The sequence below is a fragment of the Pseudomonas sp. CM25 genome, from assembly GCF_013179705.1.
Taxonomy (GTDB): domain Bacteria; phylum Pseudomonadota; class Gammaproteobacteria; order Pseudomonadales; family Pseudomonadaceae; genus Aquipseudomonas.
In genome coordinates, this window is sequence record NZ_JABMCW010000112.1 from 1 (window position 1) to 16,068 (window position 16,068).

Consider the following 16,068-nt stretch of genomic DNA (forward strand, 5'->3'; position numbering starts at 1 on the left):
GCTTCGACAGCCAATCGCTCAAGCGCAACCGGTGACAGCGGGTTGCCTTGCAAGCGTACCGAGGCAGGGTTGGCGCGTATCCGCCTGGCCTGCGCTTCGGTCACCTCGACGATACGGTTGTTGCTCAGGTCGGTCAGCCCGAGCACGGCCATGTGTGAGGTGTCGGGGGCCGCCGTCAAGTGGTTGCCCGACAAATCCAGCCGCAGCACATTTGGAAACCGACCCAGGAAGCGCTCGCTGACTGTCGCCAGGCCCAGGTCACGCAGCGTCAACCGGGTTACATGGTCGAAACTCACCGTCTCGGGCAGTGCTGGCAGCGACCCTGACCTTGAGCCATCCAGCACCAGTTCGCACTCGCCGCTTGCATCGGCAATGCGGCGCTGCCACGCCTGGCGAATGCGCCGGGCCATGCGCGCCCGCCGGATCAGTTGCAGCGGCCCTGTCGACTGGCGCCGCCAGCGCCCCAGCGCCTGGTCCAGCGCCTGCAACTGCTCGCAGAGCTGCAAGTAGCGGTTCCAGGGCGTAAGCCCCAGCCCACGGGCAGCATCAGCGAAGTGGTCCACATCGATTTCGTCATGCGGGAACAACCGCTGAAGCCCCCGGCGCAGCGCAGCGTTGCTGCTCTCTGCGCGGCCGCTCAGGGGATAGCCCAGGCGACCATCACCTAGCCGCAGCGGCGGCCTGAAGCCGAGGCCTACGGGCGCCATACCCAATAGCGCGGGGAGCCTGTCGCGCTGCTCGCGAGCCCACCCAGCCAAAGCATCAGCGAGCGCTTCAGGGTCTTCACCAGCCTCGCCCAACACGCGCTGCTGCCAAGGGTCCAGCTGCAGCTGCAGCGCCCTGAACAGACTGTCCTGGGCCTGGGCACCGGGCAACGCCTGCCCATGAGCATCCAGAGCTTGATAACCCACGGCGGTTTTCAGCAGGGTACGCACCTCACCGGCTGACTGTGCGCCGGCCGATGCCCTCATCTCGCCCCTGACAGACTCGCTGCGCAGTTCGATCCGAACGTTTCGCCAAGGCGCCCTGGAAGCGATCAGGCCCAAGGCCAGTTGCTCGGTGTCGCTGTTGATCGCCGCGACTTGCACCAGCCCTGCACAGGCGCGATCCAGTCGCGCATCGCGCAGGTACCAGCGGGCCTGCTCGGCCAGGGACAGCGGCACGCGTTGCTGCGCATGCAGGGTATCGACCAGGGCCTCGGGGGATTGCCCGATGATTTCGCGGGCGCCGTTTACCGACAGGCCGGGGAAGTCCCGAAGCAACAAGGCTTCGGCCTCGGTCGCCGCTGGCTGCAATGCCTGCAACTGTCGCTCGAAGGCCTCACCGCGTAACCCGGGCGAGCGGGCATGCAGCTGATGCCGCTGCACGGCATCCTGCAGGCGCGCCGGGGGCGGGGCATGGTCGACGTGCAAGCGGCGAAGCTGATCCTCACCAAGGCCGGTGGTGCGCAGCACCTCAGCCACCGCCTGCGGGTCAAGTTGCGCCCAATCGTGCCCCAGCCCCTGAAACAGTTCTACGCTGCCCTCCCAGTGTTGCGGGCGCTCAAGTTCATGCCGCCAGCCACCTGCCTGGTTATCCTCCAGAAGTGGCGTGAAGGCATCGGAGCGCACCGGATGGCGAATGCGCCGCTGTTGAGTGTCGGGGTCCAGCGATGTCAGGTAGCTCGCCACCTGCGTGCGCACATAGTCGCCCTCCTGCGTGTTGACGAGCTGGCCGATCTCCCCCCGGTGCTCGACGCTATAGCCTGGCAGCGCAGGGTCACACAGTTTCAATCTGCCGGGAGCCGTGTGCACCGGTACCAGCTCATCAACATGGACTGCACGGGCCAGCCTGTTCACGGCGGCCCCGCCCCCTCCATTGACAGCCGTCATGATCACGGTCTGCGCCACTGCGTACAAGTGTTCCAGCGCCGCCTGACGGTCGCCCAGCTGCCAGTCGGCATAGCCTTCATACACTTCCTCCGCTACCTGCAATGCGGTGATCCCCAGCAAGGGCAAGGCCAGTACCGGCAAGGCAAAGCTCGCCAGGCCCAAGGCGTCCAAAGCAAAGCTCAGGTAGAAATGCAGGCGCTTTTCACGCACCTGCGCGTCTACCTCGGCGGTAGGCACCGCGTGTACCTTGGCGTTGTCCAGCAGGGTATCCACCTGCTGTTGCCGCAAGTGCTCGAACAACGGCGTTGCAATAGGTTCATGACGCCCATCCAGCATCACTGGCGCATCCGCCGCGAGCTTGCTCAACGCATTGGCCAAGGCACGCGTGTAGGCCTCCCGGTCCCGCTCGCCGATGAAGCGCTGGAAGAATTCGACATAGCCGGGCAAACGGAACTGTTTGCCCAGGGTCTGGTACAACACACCCCAGGACGCGTACCAGGTCAATGGGCCTTCAGGGTCATCGGGGATCCAGCACAGGACCCCTTCGCAACGTTCACCGTCTGCTGGCTGATGGGCTATTTCAAACGCTACTGCGCCGCGCACCTTCTGGCCGAATACCCGCAGCTGCATTGGGCGGACCCAAGCGGGCAAAGCAGCGCCCGTCGCGCACAGGGCAAGCAACGGCGCACAATGACCATGGGCCTGTTCTGCGATTTCACCGTTGACGAGCGACAGCCGCAACGCCGCTTCAAGGTTCGTCCGGGCAGCTTGCGCAATCAGCGAGTCGGCCTCGCCTCCCGGCACCAGATGTGCCTGCAGGTACCGCTGGTACTGGCCACCCACGTCGAGTGACCGACACAACTTGAAAAATGCCGACGCTGAAATGGCACACACCTTACCGTCACCATCCAGCACGTCAGCCCTTGGCACTAGCCCGCTGGCGAAGGTGTCAGCTTCGGTAAAGTTGTGCAGCGCCGATTGCAACAGGCTGTGCTGGTAGACCTGCCTTCTGAGCGCATCTGGAATATGCGCGATATAGGAAGGAAAGCGCTGCAGGACGCTGCGTCGCAACTGGGCCTGGCGCACGTCCAGGTTCAACTGATGTTGTGCTTGCAGTGCCTGCTGCAGCAATGGCTGGGCAAACGCCGCCACCGGGGTGATGCGCGCCAGGCTGTCGTGCAGACGTTGCTGTAGCTGCTGTTGCCGTTGCTGGCTCTCATGCAGTGTGCCAAGGCGCTCAAGCGAGGCATTGGTCAGCCAGGCTGGCAGGCCTCTGGCGATCAGGGCATCGGCAGAGTGTGGGGAAAATGTCGAATTGGGCATCGCTGGCTGTTCTCGGCGAAAGCAGCGATTGCACCACTCCAGAGGCCTGAGAACTGGATAGGTATTGCACCACCCGGCCGGCTGCTTTTAGCTTAGCGGCTTCGACCTTTGTCTTCAGGTCAAAAGACCTTGCGCGCCACTCGCCTTAATCAATCCCGATAAAACCCGCACACTGGCCGTCATTCGAACTGGCACCGGGCTACACCTGAGTGCGGTTTATTCTCAGCCAACCAGCAGGAGCACTTCCATGAGCATTCCATCGTTCGGCTTAGGCACCTTCCGCCTCACCGGCCAGGCCGTCATCGATTCGGTCAAGTCGGCCCTGGCGCTGGGCTACCGGGTCATCGACACCGCGCAGATCTACAAGAACGAAGCCGAAGTTGGCCAGGCCATCGCCGAAAGCGGCGTGCCGCGCAGCGACCTGTTCATTACCACGAAGATCTGGGTCGACAATTATGCGGCCGACAAGCTGGTGCCCAGCTTGCGTGACAGCTTGCAAAAGCTGCGCACCGACCATGTCGACCTGCTGCTGATCCACTGGCCAGCGCCAGGCAACGGCGTGGACCTGCCTGAATCCATGGCAGCCCTGGCCGAAGCCAAGCAGTTGGGGCTGACCCGTCAAATCGGTGTTTCCAACTTCACTATCGAGCTTACGCGCCAAGCCATCGACGTGGTCGGCAAAGGCGAAATCGCCACCAACCAGATCGAACTCAGCCCTTACCTGCAAAATGCCAAGCTGAGCGCGTTCCTCAAGGAACAAGGCATCACCGTCACCTCATACATGACCCTGGCGTACGGCAAGGTCTTGAAAGACCCGGTACTGGCCGAGATCGCCGCCAAGCACAAGGCCACGGTCGCCCAGGTTGCCCTGGCCTGGGCCTTGCAGCTGGGTTATGCGGTAATCCCGTCATCGACCAAGCGCGAAAACCTGGCCAGCAACCTGCTTGCCCGGGACCTGAAGCTGGATGCCGACGACATGGCACGTATTGCCACGCTGGAGCGTAATGGCCGTGAAGTCAGCCCAGACGGCCTGGCGCCTGCCTGGGATTGATAGCCCTTTTTCCTGTGAGCACGGGTTAGCCGGCCACTTCGCGGGCGAGCCTGCTCCCGGATTGCGCCATTTCGGTGAGGGCGCCTTCAGTTCGGGTGCCGGTCATAGGCTTGCCGGGTCAGTTCCAGGTACAACGCCCGCTCAGCCGCCGACTGATCGGTTCTCACCGCCTCGATCGCTTCGGTGAACACCCGGTCGGTCAACTGTTCGGACTGCTCGAAAAGAAGCGCCAGCCGCTCATGAAATGGCGCGTTCATGGACTCGAACCAGTCGGCATGCAGGGTTTGCAGGTACTGTTGCCAGAATTCACGCTCAGCCAGCGAACGGCTTAGGGCTCCTCGGCTTTCGGCGGCCCAGACTTCACGCTCGGCCAGCTCCAGGTCAACTTTGCTCACGCCGCTGGCGTGTACGTAGTTCATTTCCGAGGGCTGCCCCGGTAGGCCGAGGGGTATCGACAGGCCGACCCGGTAGGCCAGATGCACCTCTACATCATCAACCTGCGTGGCTGGACTGCGCGTGCGCGCCTGCTGGATATGCCGGCTGGCAATGCGATCGACCTGATCCAGACGGAACAGCTCCCGCCCCAGCTGCAGCAAAGGCCGCATCGCGTAGGCGCCCTGCAACCCCGCGGTACGCTGGGCGGCCAGCGTGCGCACCTCGAGGGTACTGAGGATCAACAGCATCTGGTCCGCGCAGGTACGCGGGCCGGCGGCTTGGCGAAACACGGCTTCACGTACTTCCCCGTTCAACTCGCAGGCTTCGATGATGCCCCACACCCTGCGGCACATTTCATGAGGTTGGCGCTGGAAATCGTTGGAGCGTGAAAAGTCGGCAAAAAAACGGAACAGGTCCTGTGCGCCCTCTTCCTCCGCCAGACGGCTCCACTGTGCCATACGAATCGGCTGGTCTGCCGGGCTGACCCCGTAGAGCCAACGCAGGCGCTCATCTTCCAGCACGTCTTCATGATCACGGGCCGGCATCACATCTGTCGCCCGTCGTGCGAGTCGCGCGTGCAACTGCATCGAGGCTTGTGGGGACAACGGATTGCCATGCAGATGGACCAAGCCAATGTGGGTTTGCAACAGGTCGAGCACCGGCTCCGATAGTTCACTGATGGCGTTTTCGCGCAGGTCGAGAACCACAAGCATGGGCGACTCCAGTAACGCCTGGGGCAGTGCCTGCAACCCCGTCATGCGCAGGTTCAGGCTGCGCAGGCGGCGCAGCGTACGAACGTCCGGGGCCTGGCCAAGCAGATTGCGATGCAAGTCCAGTGACTGCAGGCGCTGCAACGCAGCGATGCGTTGGCTCCCCTCACGGGTCAGGGCGATATGGTTGTCGGAGAGGTTGAGTTCCACCAACTCGACCAGTTGCTCGATGCCGGGTGGTATTGCGGTCAGCAGGTTGCCACGCAAGTCCAGGCCCTGCACCCGACCGAAGCGCTGCAAGAAACCAGGCTCGATATCCAGCAGGCTCATGTTGCGCAGGCTCAAGCGTGCAATGTGGCTGAAGTCGACCGCGTCAGGCAAACGCGGTAGCGCGCCGATCCGCCAGCCATGGATGAATAGCTGGAGGTTGCCGTGGGCGTCCCGATTCTGCCGCTGCCAGGCGCGTCGAATGACCCTTGCCACCCAGGCACGCCGCACCGCCTGAACCGGGCTGGCAGACTCGCGACGCCAGGCGTGCAAGGCGTTCTCCAGCAAGCGCAGCTGGTCATGCACGTGGAAATACCGCCCCCAGGGCGTCATGCCATGGCGGCCCGCTGACGCCATGAACTCCTCGACATCGTCATCGGTGAATGTGGGTAGCACGCGCCTGATTGCCTGGCGCAGCGACTCGGTGCTGCTTTCTCCACGGCCATTGAGCGGGTATCCAAGCCGGCCATCGCCCAAACGTACGGGCGGGCGGACGCGGCCAGGAACGGGCGCCATGCCCAGCAAACTGGCCAGCTCATCACGCCGTGTGAAGGCTCGCTGGGCCAACGCCTGCGCCAGTTCACCGGCCGATTGCCCCGCAGCACCCAGCGCCTGCCGCTGCGTGTCGCTCAATTGCTGCAGTAACGCCGCCATCAAGCTGCCATGCTTGTTCGCCTCCTCCAGCGGCGCCGCAGGATTGTCCAACGCCTGGTAACCGAGTTGGCCCTTGACGATGACACGCACATCAGTGGCGCAGGGACTGCCCACCTGCGCCAGGAGTGGCCCTCCTCGCGCGGCGTCGTGCAGTTCAACCCGTAAGGTATCGGGCCAGCTCACCGATTGCCCCAACAACGCGAATGCCAGGCGCTCGCTGTCGGCGTTGATCGCCTCGGCCATGGTCAGGCCGGCACATGCTCGGTCCAGTCGGCTGTCCCTCAACAGCCAGCGCGCTTGCTCGGCCAAGCCCAGTGGTACCCGTTGCCGGTCGATCATGCGCTGCACCAGCAACTCGTCAGCCTGCTGCACGATTTCCGTTGCCCCGCGGGCCGTCAGACCGGGAAAATCACGCTGCAACAGCTGTGCGCCAGGCGACAGCACCCGCTGCTTTTCGATGAAATGCTGTTCGAACGCCGCCCCTTGCAGCCTGGGGTATCGTGCGTGCAGCTGGCGGCGCTGCAGGGCATCGCGCAAACGTGCCGGCGCCGCACTCTCTTCCAGGTGCAAACGGCGCAGGCGATCGTCATCGTAGCCCGTCGCCTGCAGTACATCGTGAGCCGCCTGCTCATCCACCTCCGCCAGGTCACCGGCAAAACGCCTGAGCAACTCGACGCCCTGCCAGGCCTGCGGCGTGTCCAGTTCATGGCGCCAGGCTCCATCACCCAAGTGTCGCAGCCTGGGCGCATAAGCCCCTTCACGCTGGGGATGCCGGATATGCAACTGGTCCTCGAACGCGTCGCCGATCACCTGAAAAGCGGCCTGATGCGTGCGCAATCGGGCCTGGCCGTCGACCCTGGCGTACTGGCCGACGGCGGTGTGGTCATCGCTCAGCGCATAGGCCGAGAGGCCGGGATCGAACAATTGATAGTGGCCCTCTGCGGTTTGCACAGGCGCCAACCCATCGACAAACAACGCGCGGCGCAGCAGGCGCTCCGAAGCTGCGCCAGTGCCGGCAGCCAGCGCCGCTTGCGCCACATTCACCGCAACGCTGAAGGCATGTTCCAAGGCGCCTTGACGATCTCCCAAGCGCCAGTCGAGATACCCTTCATAGACGTCATCCACCACCTGCAGCGCGGCGATGCCCAGCAGCGGCAGGCCCAGGCCGGGCACGAAGAAACTGGCCAGCCCCAGCAGGTCCAGACCGGTGTCGGCATAGAAATGCAGGCGCCGATCACGCTCGGCGCTGTCCTGCACCGCCGTCGGCACAGCCAGCACCTGCGCATCGTCGAACAGGGTGTCGAGCTGGGTCTTGCGCAGGAACAGGAATAACGGCTCGCTGATGACCTCGTGACGCCCATCAAGCTCCACGGCCCCCTGCGCCAGGGCTCTGTTCAATGCCACGGTGTAGCTCGCACGGTCACGCTCGCTGATGAAGCGCTGAAAATACCCGGGGTAGCCTGGCGATCGATAGCGCTGGCCCAGGGTCTGGAACAGCCCGTCCCAGGAAGGGTGCCAGCTTATCGGGCCGTGTGGGTCGTCGGGCAGCCAGCACAACACGCCCTCAAGACGCCCCAGGCCCAGGCCGTCGCGGTGCAGTTCGAAGGCCGCTGCGCCACGCACACGCTTGCCAAGCACACGCAGCGCTGCCGGGCGCATGCGCGAGACCGTCCCTGACGCAGCAGTGATCATCGCCAGGCATTGCACCAACGCTTCCTCGTGGATCTCGCCCTTCAGGGCTGCCAGGCGCAGGGCCGCTTCAAATGCATGACGCTGGCCTTGCTCCAGCAGCGTCGCAACGCCGCCCCCCGGCGCCTTCAAGTGCGCCTTGAGATAGGCCTGGTAGAGCCCGCCAAGGTCAAGTGTGCGGCAGAGCTCGGCGAAGGCCCTGGTCGTCATGGGCAGGGCTTTGCCGTCGGCGCCCAGCAGTATCGATTGGTCTGTTACACCCAGCGACCTGGCTTCGCCATCGCTGAAGTTGTGCAGCGCGGCGGCCAGCAAGCTGTGTCGCAGCGTGCGCCTTTGGACGGTACCCGGTGCTTCCGGGCGAGCGGCAGGAACATGCTCGATCAGTTGAAACTGCAGCGTGGCCTTGCGTACATCCAGTGCCCGCGCAATCTGCCCGAGAAGCGCTTTCTCGAGCAAGGGCGCCGCAAATGCGTCCAGCGGCGTCAGGCCGGCAAATAGCGCCTTTACCCGTTGCTGCACGATCTGCTGCTCATGCAGGCAGTCATGCAGTTCGAGCAGGCGGGTGGCTGATGCCTGCTTCAGCCAAACGGGCAGTCGGCTGGCGATCAGGTTGTCGATGGAAGTATCGGAATGTGTGGGGCGTACGGGGATTGGCATGCTCGGCCTCTGTTTTTGGCAAAGGCACCATCACACCCTGCCAGGCAAGACTGCGGCGGTAGATACGTCTGCGCACCTATTCCCACCGGGCACGCATCCAGAAAAACGCACAGGCACAGCAACCCTGCCAATCGGTGTACAGTACCCCTACAACAACGCCCGCAAAGGAGCCCTGCACATGACCGTGACGCTGTCCCCCCTGCAGATCGACTGCGATTTCGACTCTGGCAATATCCAGGTGCTGGATGCCAGCAACCCGGCTGATGTGCACCTGAACATCCGCCCGGACACGCACAGCGGCCACTACCAGTGGTTTCACTTCAAGGTCAGCGGGCTCACACCGGGGCAGGTCCATCGCTTCAGCCTCGACAATGCCTCCGGCTCGTCCTACAAGAACGCCTGGAGCGGCTACAACGCCGTGGCCAGCTACGACCAGCAGCGCTGGTTCCGCGTGCCCAGCCAGTTCGACGGCAACGCCCTGTCGTTCGAGGTAACGGCAGAACAGCCGCAGATCTGGTTCGCCTACTTCGAACCCTACCCACGCGCCCGTCACAACCAGCTGATCGAACGTGCATGCCAGTTGCCAGGGGTCGAGTTGCTGGCCAGCGGCCGTAGCGTCCAGGGTCGCGACATCCCGCTGCTACGCGCCGGCGACGGCGCTGCAGGCAAGCGCAAGCTGTGGCTGATTGCCCAGCAGCACCCGGGCGAACACATGGCCGAATGGTTCATGGAGGGCGTGATCGACCGCCTGCAAGCCAACGATCCGCTGATCCAGGGTCTGCTGGCCAAGGCCGACCTGTACCTTATCCCCAACATGAACCCCGATGGCGCCTTCCTCGGCCACCTGCGCACCAACTTCAAGGGCAAGGACCTCAACCGCGCCTGGCAGGACGCCAGCGTCGAGCTCAGCCCGGAGGTGTTCTTCGCCCAGGCGCAGATGAAGCAATACGGCGTGGATGCGTTCATCGACGTGCATGGCGACGAAGAAATCCCCCATGTGTTCACCGCCGCCTGCGAGGGCAACCCGGGTTACACGCCGCGGCTGGCAAAGCTGGAGGAGCAGTTCCGCAGCACCCTCTGCAGCCTGACCCGCGACTTCCAGACCGTGCATGGCTACACCCGCGATCAGCCGGGGCAGGCTAATACGACCCTGGCCTGCAACGCGGTGGGGATGGCTCATGACTGCCTGTCATTGACCCTGGAAATGCCGTTCAAGGACCATGATGATGCGCCTGATGCGGTTGCCGGTTGGTCCGGAGCACGCTCCAGGGCACTGGCCGGTGCGGTGCTGGAGACCTTGGCGAAGATGGTTGGCGATTTGCGCTGAGCCTGCCTGGCGCGGTCGTTGCGAGCCCGCGGTGAACGCTGTTCAGAACTGCACATCCAGAATCACGCTGTCGGTATAGCTCGCCGCCGGCGGCGTAGCCTGGTCGGTGTAGACCTTGGCGTTGTAGTTGAATACCTGGCTGCCCGTGCCGGTACCCAGCCCCGGATTGACATCGGCATCCGTGCTCGCGCGTCGCGCCGCCCCTGACGCCCCCCAGCGCACCGTCCCGGCACTCTTGAATATGTCATAGGCCAGGTAATTGCTGGCCGCCGACTTCATTCGCCTGCGCCCAGCGCTGACGTTCTGGCCGTCATCCAGCCCCACCGTATAGTTGCTGCCCTTGGTACACGAAACGCTCAGGCTCTGGTTGACCGTGGCAAAACCTGCCACCACCGGCGCGCTGCCGAAGCTGATATTGGGCGTAGTGATCTGACAGTCGTTGGTCACCGTCAGGCTTACCGTAAGGGGTTGTGACCCTGAACTGTTGTCACGCCCGATGCACAGCCCGCCGATGGCAATCCCTTCGCAATAATTCCACGCCCAGCTCATCGTCAATGTTTCCGAGTACACCCCGGCAGCGACGTTACTGCCTATCTGGGTGCGCATATACAGCGGCACCGCCTTGGGTGTGCCATTGAGCAGCCCAAGCAGGTCGAGGATACCAGTGCGACCAAATTCAAAGGCTACGCCGCGGGTAATCGGAAAGTTGGTGGTGGCGTCGGCATACAGCGTGTAAGGGATGACATCGCCGGTGGGCCCGACCAATCCACCGGTTGTCGGCGCCACGGTCAACTTGAACGAGTCGCCGCTACTGAGCACGCTCAGTATCGTACCGTTACACTGCAAGCCTGCATTGGTGGTAGACGCCGTCTGGGACACAGTGCGCACCTGAGTCGAGTTGAGTGTGCCAAATGCCACAGGCAGGGTCGGCACCGCCAGGCACTTGGCCCAGGTCGAGCCCGCCGACAACAGCAAGACACACGCCCACACCCCGCCCCACCAGGTCTTCATTTGCACACCAACGGGCCAACCAGGGGGATCGAACCTTCAGCCTTGGGCAGGTCGAATTCCACTTGGCATTGGCCGCCCCCTTCAAGCTCCACCTGCAGGCGGTTGTGGGGCGAGAGGTTTTCCAGGTACACCAGCCCGTCCCAGCCGACGACGGCCTGGCTCCCGGACTGTTCGTGGGTCACACGGCTGCCCAGCTTGAGCACGTGCTGGCTGGTGTCGACCAGTTCGATGCTGGCCGCCAGCACGCGCTTGAGCGGAAACTCCAGCAGATAGCCGCTGCCCCGGCGTACCGCTACCCGCTGCTCCACCTCCGGTGCGAGGATATCCGGCGGCAGGTCCATCGGGTCGATCTCATACTTGCCGCGGTAATAACCACTGCTGTACGGCACCAGCAGGTGCCCGTCAGCATCGGTGCGGCCGACCTCCTGGTTTTCGTAGCGAACCGGTATATCGCCGTAGCCTTCGGTGCTGACCACCACGAACGCGTCATCGATACGGTTGGCGGCGAACAGCCCGGCATCCATCCACACCAGCGACCCGCTGGCATCGGCCCAGCGGGTCATCTCGCCGCTGCTGCCATACACCCCGGCCTGCAACTGCACCGACTGCAGCCGCCACGTGGCATCCGCCTGGCGATAGGCATCGCGATCGCTGCCCGTTGCATAGCCCAGGTTGTAACCCACGCCGGTACCCACCGGCACCGCACGGCTGTAGTTGACGCGCTGCAAGCTCTGGCCTTCCTTGCTGCGCTCGATGCCCAGGGCAAGGGTGCCGTGCAGGTCGAACGGGATCACCAGTTGCGCCTGCACCGCCCACTGGCTGTCGCCGACTTCGCGGTTGGCCGACAGGTAGACGCTGCTGTTGCCCCACAGCGGCCGGCTGTAGCTCAGGTTGATCAACCGGGTGCGGGTGCCATCACCAGTACGTACGTCGAAGTAACCGGCGCCAAGATTGCCGTACTCGTTGAGGTTGACGCTGACGGTGACCTGCTCGCTGCTTTTGCTCAGCTGAATGTCCGGGGTATCGACCCGGGTCAGGTCGGCGTATTCACCGTGGCGTTGCAGGCGCTGATAACTGAAGCCGATACGCTGGCTGTTGTACTGATAGCCCAGGGCGACCTGGTGGCCCTTCTCGCCATCGAACTCACTGTGCGCCAAGGCCGCGTTGAGCACGCCGAAGTTGCCCAGGCGCATGTTGCCGCCCAAGCCACCCAACATCAGCGATTCGGCGGTTTCGGCATGGGTCTCCAGGGTAAAGGTGTCGCTCACCCCATAGCGCAGGTTGCCCGAGGCTACGCCCGGGCCATAGGCGAAATCGCGCACGCCGTAGTCACGGCGCAGGCTGCCCGCCGCCAGCGAATAGTCCGAAAGGCCTTTCTGCAGCAGGCTGCTGGTGACGTAGAACGGTAATGTGGTCGACACCTGCCGGCCCAGGGCATCGGTGGTGACCACCACCGCCTCCCCTGCACCATTGATGAACGGCACGTTGGTCAACGTGTAAGGGCCTGGTTGCAGCTCAGTAGTGCTGGACTTGTAGCCGTTGATGAACAAGTCGAGAGAGGTCGGTACCGCTGCTTCGCCGGCAAATGCCGGCAATGGGTAGGTGACCAGGTCCGGCCGTGCCGCAAAGTCGCGTGACAGCTGCAGGCCCCCCACCCGCACCGAGCTGGTCCAGGGCAAGGCACCGGTCACGAAGTCACCGGCTTCGTAGGTCAGCAGGCGCTGCTCGTCGGAAAACCGCCAGGTGCTGTCGTAACGCAGGAACCCCTGCCGCGTTTCGGCGGCCTGCGCACCGTTGAACGATTGGCGCCACTGCCCGGTGCTGGAGAACGTGCCCCAGCTGTCGAACAGGCGCAGTTCGTTCCAGGCCGCAAGGTAGGTGCCACCCTCATCGGTATCGTTCAGGTACAGGTCGTAGTTGAACAGCGCACCGAAGCTGCTGCGCGCCTCGCTGGGCGGGTAAAGGCTGCGGTCACCCACTTGCTGATCGGGCAGCCAGGCCGGCGGCACCTGCAGCAGCAGGCGCTGGTTCTGGCTGTCGTAGTCGGTGTGCAACCCGGGGATGCCATCGAGAGCCACTTCGCCAAGGGGGTTGCCCGGCACCGACACGCCGGCAGCGCGCAGCACTTCGCTGTCCAGGTACAGCTGCCCGGCGCGTTGCTGCACCGGTACCAGCTCAGCCTTGGGCATCTGGTTCACCAGCAGGTCGAGGTACAGGGTGGCGTCGGCGATGGCGGAGATCTCCGTGGGCGGTGGGGGCAGGTCGTCGGCCAGCGCCAGCCCCGGGCCAACCATGGCCAGCCCCAGGCACCAGCGGCGCGTCGTCGCCGTCAGCCATTTCACACACGGTTTCCAACCATTGCCGGGTCCTCCCTGGCCCATGCGCTGCATTCAGTCGCTGGCTCATTGGCCTTGGCGGATCGCGTCCGCGTTGCTTTGCCCGTTCACCCGCCCTTTGAGCACGCTGCCACTGTTCGGGGCCACCGGTGCAGGCCAGCGCATGCTGGCACCCGGCAGCACGTAGCCCAGCAGCCCCTCGGCCAGCGGCTTGGCCTGGCTGCCCTGCTGCACCACTACATCGGTCAGGCGCGCATGCACCGGACCGGTATTGCGCAATTCCACATAAGGCTTGCCCTGCACCGTCACCGGCTGCCAGCTGAGCTGCGGCTTGCCCACGCCTTCGGCATTGCGATTGCCCTCGGGGTCGGCCTTGCCCCACAAACCCTCGCCATAGACGAACAGCGGCACCGAATAGCGCATCTGCAGGCGAATGGCGGCGGTGGTGCCAGGCTCGGCCTTGTCGACCGGGATGGCGGGCGGGATTTCGTCGATGATGATCCGGTAGGCCTGCTCCTGACCGGCCGGCGAAGGGCCGGTGCGGGTCAGGCGGATCAGCTGCTTCTGCCCGGGGGCGATGTTGGCCATCGGGGGGCTGCCGATGATCTCGCGCTGTGCCTGGAACTGTTCCTGGTAATCACCCTGGCGCCAGGCGAACACCCGCACCTGCAAGTTGGCCGGCGCGGTGCCGCGATTTTCCAGCCACAGGGCCCCGGCTTTCTGGTCGGCCTCCAGCACCGGGTCGATCGGCCAGATCAGCACCGAGGTAGCCGCCCCGGCTGGCAGGCTTGCCAGCCACAACAAACCGATCAATCCACGCGCCCACTTCGCGCCTGCCCCCATGAAGCTCTCCTTAGACTCTTGTCATTGGTGGCGCTGGCTTCACCAGGTCACCGTCACTTGGACCACATCGGTGTAGGTCCCTGCCGGCAGCGTGCCCGTCAGTTGAACCCGCCCGTACACCGGCAGCCTGATGGCCGTCGGGTCGGAATAGCTGACGGCCACGCTCTGCCCTATGCCCAGGGTCTGGCTGTAGGCCGCGTCCCGGTACAACTGGTACGCCAGCACCTGGGTACCGCTGGAGCGTTTGAGGTTGCGCGTGCCGCTCGCGCTGTTCTGGCCACCGTCCACGCTCATGCTCATGGCCACGCCCGGCGTGCACTGGAAGGTCACCATGCTGCCGCCCAGGGCGGTGCTGAGAATGCCGGTGGACAGCGCCGACTGCGAGCCGTAGTTGAGCACCCCGTAACTGGTCACACCGCCGACCACCAGGCAGCCGGCGGCAATCTGCGCCGTCACCGTGAAGGTGCTGGTGGTTGCCGCGTCCAAGGGCGCGGCCAGCAGTACGCCAAGGCCGGTCAGGCCACCTGCCAGCCAGGCACGCATGGCTCAGAAGGACAGCTCGACGGCTACCGTGTCGGTGTAGACCCCGGCCGGCAGCCCCGCCTTGCCCCGTGCCTGGCCGTACAGGTTGACGGGCTGCGCCACACCGGTGCTGGTCGGTAGGGTGATGGTGGCGTCAATATTCAGCACCTGCGTGTGCCCGGAGTCGGTGTAGAAGTCGTACGGCACGAAGTTGCCGGCGCCATCTGCCAGCGCGCGGGTGCCGCCGGTCGACTGGCCATCGTGGGCCCCGGCGCGCACGCGAATCGCCGGTATCGTGCCGGCCGAGCAGAGAATGCTCATCGCCGCGCCGGTACCGCCCAGCACCTGGGCGTCGGCAGTGCCGAACAAGGCGTCCTGGGTACCGAAGTTCAAGCTACCGAAATTCAGCCCCGAGGTACCCGAGCTGCCATTGACCTGACACGCTGCAATCAAGGTCAGCGTCGAGCTGATGGTCCCGGTCACCGTGGCGGCCTGGGCCTGAGAGGCCAGGGCCAGGCCCAGACCGGCGAGGATGCAGCGTGAGAGGTTCGTTCGCATCGGAGTCTCCTTGCGTTGTTACCAGTCCAGAGTCACCCTGAGGGTGTCGCGGTACAGCCCGGCCGGCAGCGCGCGCGGTTGCGCCACTACCACACCGTAGATGGGGATCGGTATCTGCTGGGTGCTGTTGATGGTGAAGGCACGTGCCTGGCCGATGCCGTAGCGGCTGTTGCCGCCGGGGTCGACCGCCAATTGGTAGGGGATCAGTTCACGACCATTGCTCAGGCGGCGGACGCCATCGTCGCCATTCTGGCCGCCATTGATGCGCACATTGAAAGCCCGCACCTCAGGCGTGCAGCTGATCTGCAGGCTGCCCTCCCCACTCACTTCATCGACCCGGCTGCGCAAGGGCTGATCCCAGTTCGGGCCACGCTCGCCAAAGTCCAGCAGGCCAGGGTTGCCCAGGGTGGCCGGTTGCGTCTCGTTGCTGCTGATCTGGCAAGCCGCGCTGATCACCAGCCGCGCCTGGATGAACCCGGTGCTGGTGCCATGCGCCGCACCGCCGGGGACCAGCAGCGGGCCGAGGGTAAGCAGCAGGATCGAGGTACGATTCATGGCGTCGCATCCTTGTGCATGGTGACGTCCCTACCAGGTGACCGTGACTTTGAGCAGGTCGGCATACCGGCCGGCGTTCGGCACCCAGGCCAGCTTGTCGATACGGGCATACAGCGGCAGCTCGACCGAGCCGCTGTCCGGAACCCGCGCCGACTGCGCCACGTTCACCGCCAAGGGCTCGCGCCAGGCGGCGTCACGGTACAGGCGATAAGGGATCGGCCGGGCCTTGGCGTCATCGCTGGCCAGGAAGCGTACCTCA

Annotated in this window: 11 protein-coding genes; 2 read left to right on the forward strand and 9 right to left on the reverse strand. The window is 64.5% G+C overall.

The genetic code is table 11. The features are described 5' to 3' along the window. Positions 1-3,194 (reverse strand): dermonecrotic toxin domain-containing protein (locus HP546_RS13980; RefSeq protein WP_372242433.1); only part of this gene is annotated, 3,194 nt, incomplete at its 3' end. Positions 3,195-3,441: 247 nt separating this feature from the next. Between HP546_RS13980 and dkgB the strand changes: the two genes are divergently transcribed. Beyond that, positions 3,442-4,245 carry a 2,5-didehydrogluconate reductase DkgB gene (dkgB, locus tag HP546_RS13985; RefSeq protein WP_172226113.1) on the forward strand — a complete coding sequence of 268 codons (804 nt, stop codon included), beginning with the start codon at positions 3,442-3,444 and terminating at the stop codon, positions 4,243-4,245. 86 nt (positions 4,246-4,331) lie between these two features. Here dkgB and HP546_RS13990 read toward each other — a convergent pair whose 3' ends face one another. Beyond that, entirely contained in the window at positions 4,332-8,657 is a 4,326-nt protein-coding gene (locus tag HP546_RS13990; RefSeq protein ID WP_172226116.1) for an NEL-type E3 ubiquitin ligase domain-containing protein, read from the reverse strand. 178 nt (positions 8,658-8,835) lie between these two features. Here HP546_RS13990 and HP546_RS13995 point away from each other — a divergent pair, with 178 nt between their 5' ends. Further along, on the forward strand, positions 8,836-9,984 hold the full coding sequence (locus tag HP546_RS13995; protein ID WP_172226119.1) for a carboxypeptidase family protein: 1,149 nt from the start codon (positions 8,836-8,838) through the stop codon (positions 9,982-9,984). A 42-nt stretch (positions 9,985-10,026) separates the two neighbouring features. On the opposite strand, the gene HP546_RS14000 is transcribed toward HP546_RS13995, so the two are convergent. The 7 genes from HP546_RS14000 to HP546_RS14030 all read right to left on the reverse strand — a co-directional run. Beyond that, positions 10,027-10,995 carry a spore coat U domain-containing protein gene (locus HP546_RS14000; RefSeq protein ID WP_172226122.1) on the reverse strand — a complete coding sequence of 323 codons (969 nt, stop codon included), beginning with the start codon at positions 10,993-10,995 and terminating at the stop codon, positions 10,027-10,029. Beyond that, positions 10,992-13,289, reverse strand: a complete 2,298-nt coding sequence (locus HP546_RS14005) for a fimbria/pilus outer membrane usher protein (protein ID WP_172226140.1) — start codon at positions 13,287-13,289, stop codon at positions 10,992-10,994. The genes HP546_RS14000 and HP546_RS14005 overlap by 4 nt, the downstream gene beginning before the upstream one ends. A gap of 108 nt (positions 13,290-13,397) precedes the next feature. Further along, the gene (locus tag HP546_RS14010) at positions 13,398-14,174 is read right to left on the reverse strand and encodes a molecular chaperone (RefSeq protein ID WP_172226125.1); all 777 of its coding nucleotides are present in this window, start codon (positions 14,172-14,174) and stop codon (positions 13,398-13,400) included. A 39-nt stretch (positions 14,175-14,213) separates the two neighbouring features. After that, positions 14,214-14,717, reverse strand: a complete 504-nt coding sequence (locus HP546_RS14015; RefSeq protein ID WP_172226128.1) for a spore coat U domain-containing protein — start codon at positions 14,715-14,717, stop codon at positions 14,214-14,216. Positions 14,718-14,720: 3 nt separating this feature from the next. Then, positions 14,721-15,254 carry a spore coat protein U domain-containing protein gene (locus HP546_RS14020; RefSeq protein ID WP_172226131.1) on the reverse strand — a complete coding sequence of 178 codons (534 nt, stop codon included), beginning with the start codon at positions 15,252-15,254 and terminating at the stop codon, positions 14,721-14,723. Between the two features lie 18 nt (positions 15,255-15,272). Further along, positions 15,273-15,809 (reverse strand): spore coat U domain-containing protein, encoded by a 537-nt coding sequence (locus HP546_RS14025; protein ID WP_172226134.1) that lies wholly within the window; start codon positions 15,807-15,809, stop codon positions 15,273-15,275. A 30-nt stretch (positions 15,810-15,839) separates the two neighbouring features. Beyond that, on the reverse strand, positions 15,840-16,068 hold a 229-nt coding region (locus HP546_RS14030), incomplete at its 5' end, for a spore coat protein U domain-containing protein (protein ID WP_172226137.1).

What these genes read in the sequence shown, in the direction of transcription:
- dkgB (WP_172226113.1), top strand. Translation starts at nt 3,442, where the DNA reads ATGAGCATTCCATCGTTCGGCTTAGGCACCTTCCGCCTCACCGGCCAG.
- HP546_RS13990 (WP_172226116.1), bottom strand. Translation starts at nt 8,657, where the DNA reads ATGCCAATCCCCGTACGCCCCACACATTCCGATACTTCCATCGACAAC.
- HP546_RS13995 (WP_172226119.1), top strand. Translation starts at nt 8,836, where the DNA reads ATGACCGTGACGCTGTCCCCCCTGCAGATCGACTGCGATTTCGACTCT.
- HP546_RS14000 (WP_172226122.1), bottom strand. Translation starts at nt 10,995, where the DNA reads ATGAAGACCTGGTGGGGCGGGGTGTGGGCGTGTGTCTTGCTGTTGTCG.
- HP546_RS14005 (WP_172226140.1), bottom strand. Translation starts at nt 13,289, where the DNA reads ATGGTTGGCCCGGGGCTGGCGCTGGCCGACGACCTGCCCCCACCGCCC.
- HP546_RS14010 (WP_172226125.1), bottom strand. Translation starts at nt 14,174, where the DNA reads ATGGGGGCAGGCGCGAAGTGGGCGCGTGGATTGATCGGTTTGTTGTGG.
- HP546_RS14015 (WP_172226128.1), bottom strand. Translation starts at nt 14,717, where the DNA reads ATGCGTGCCTGGCTGGCAGGTGGCCTGACCGGCCTTGGCGTACTGCTG.
- HP546_RS14020 (WP_172226131.1), bottom strand. Translation starts at nt 15,254, where the DNA reads ATGCGAACGAACCTCTCACGCTGCATCCTCGCCGGTCTGGGCCTGGCC.
- HP546_RS14025 (WP_172226134.1), bottom strand. Translation starts at nt 15,809, where the DNA reads ATGAATCGTACCTCGATCCTGCTGCTTACCCTCGGCCCGCTGCTGGTC.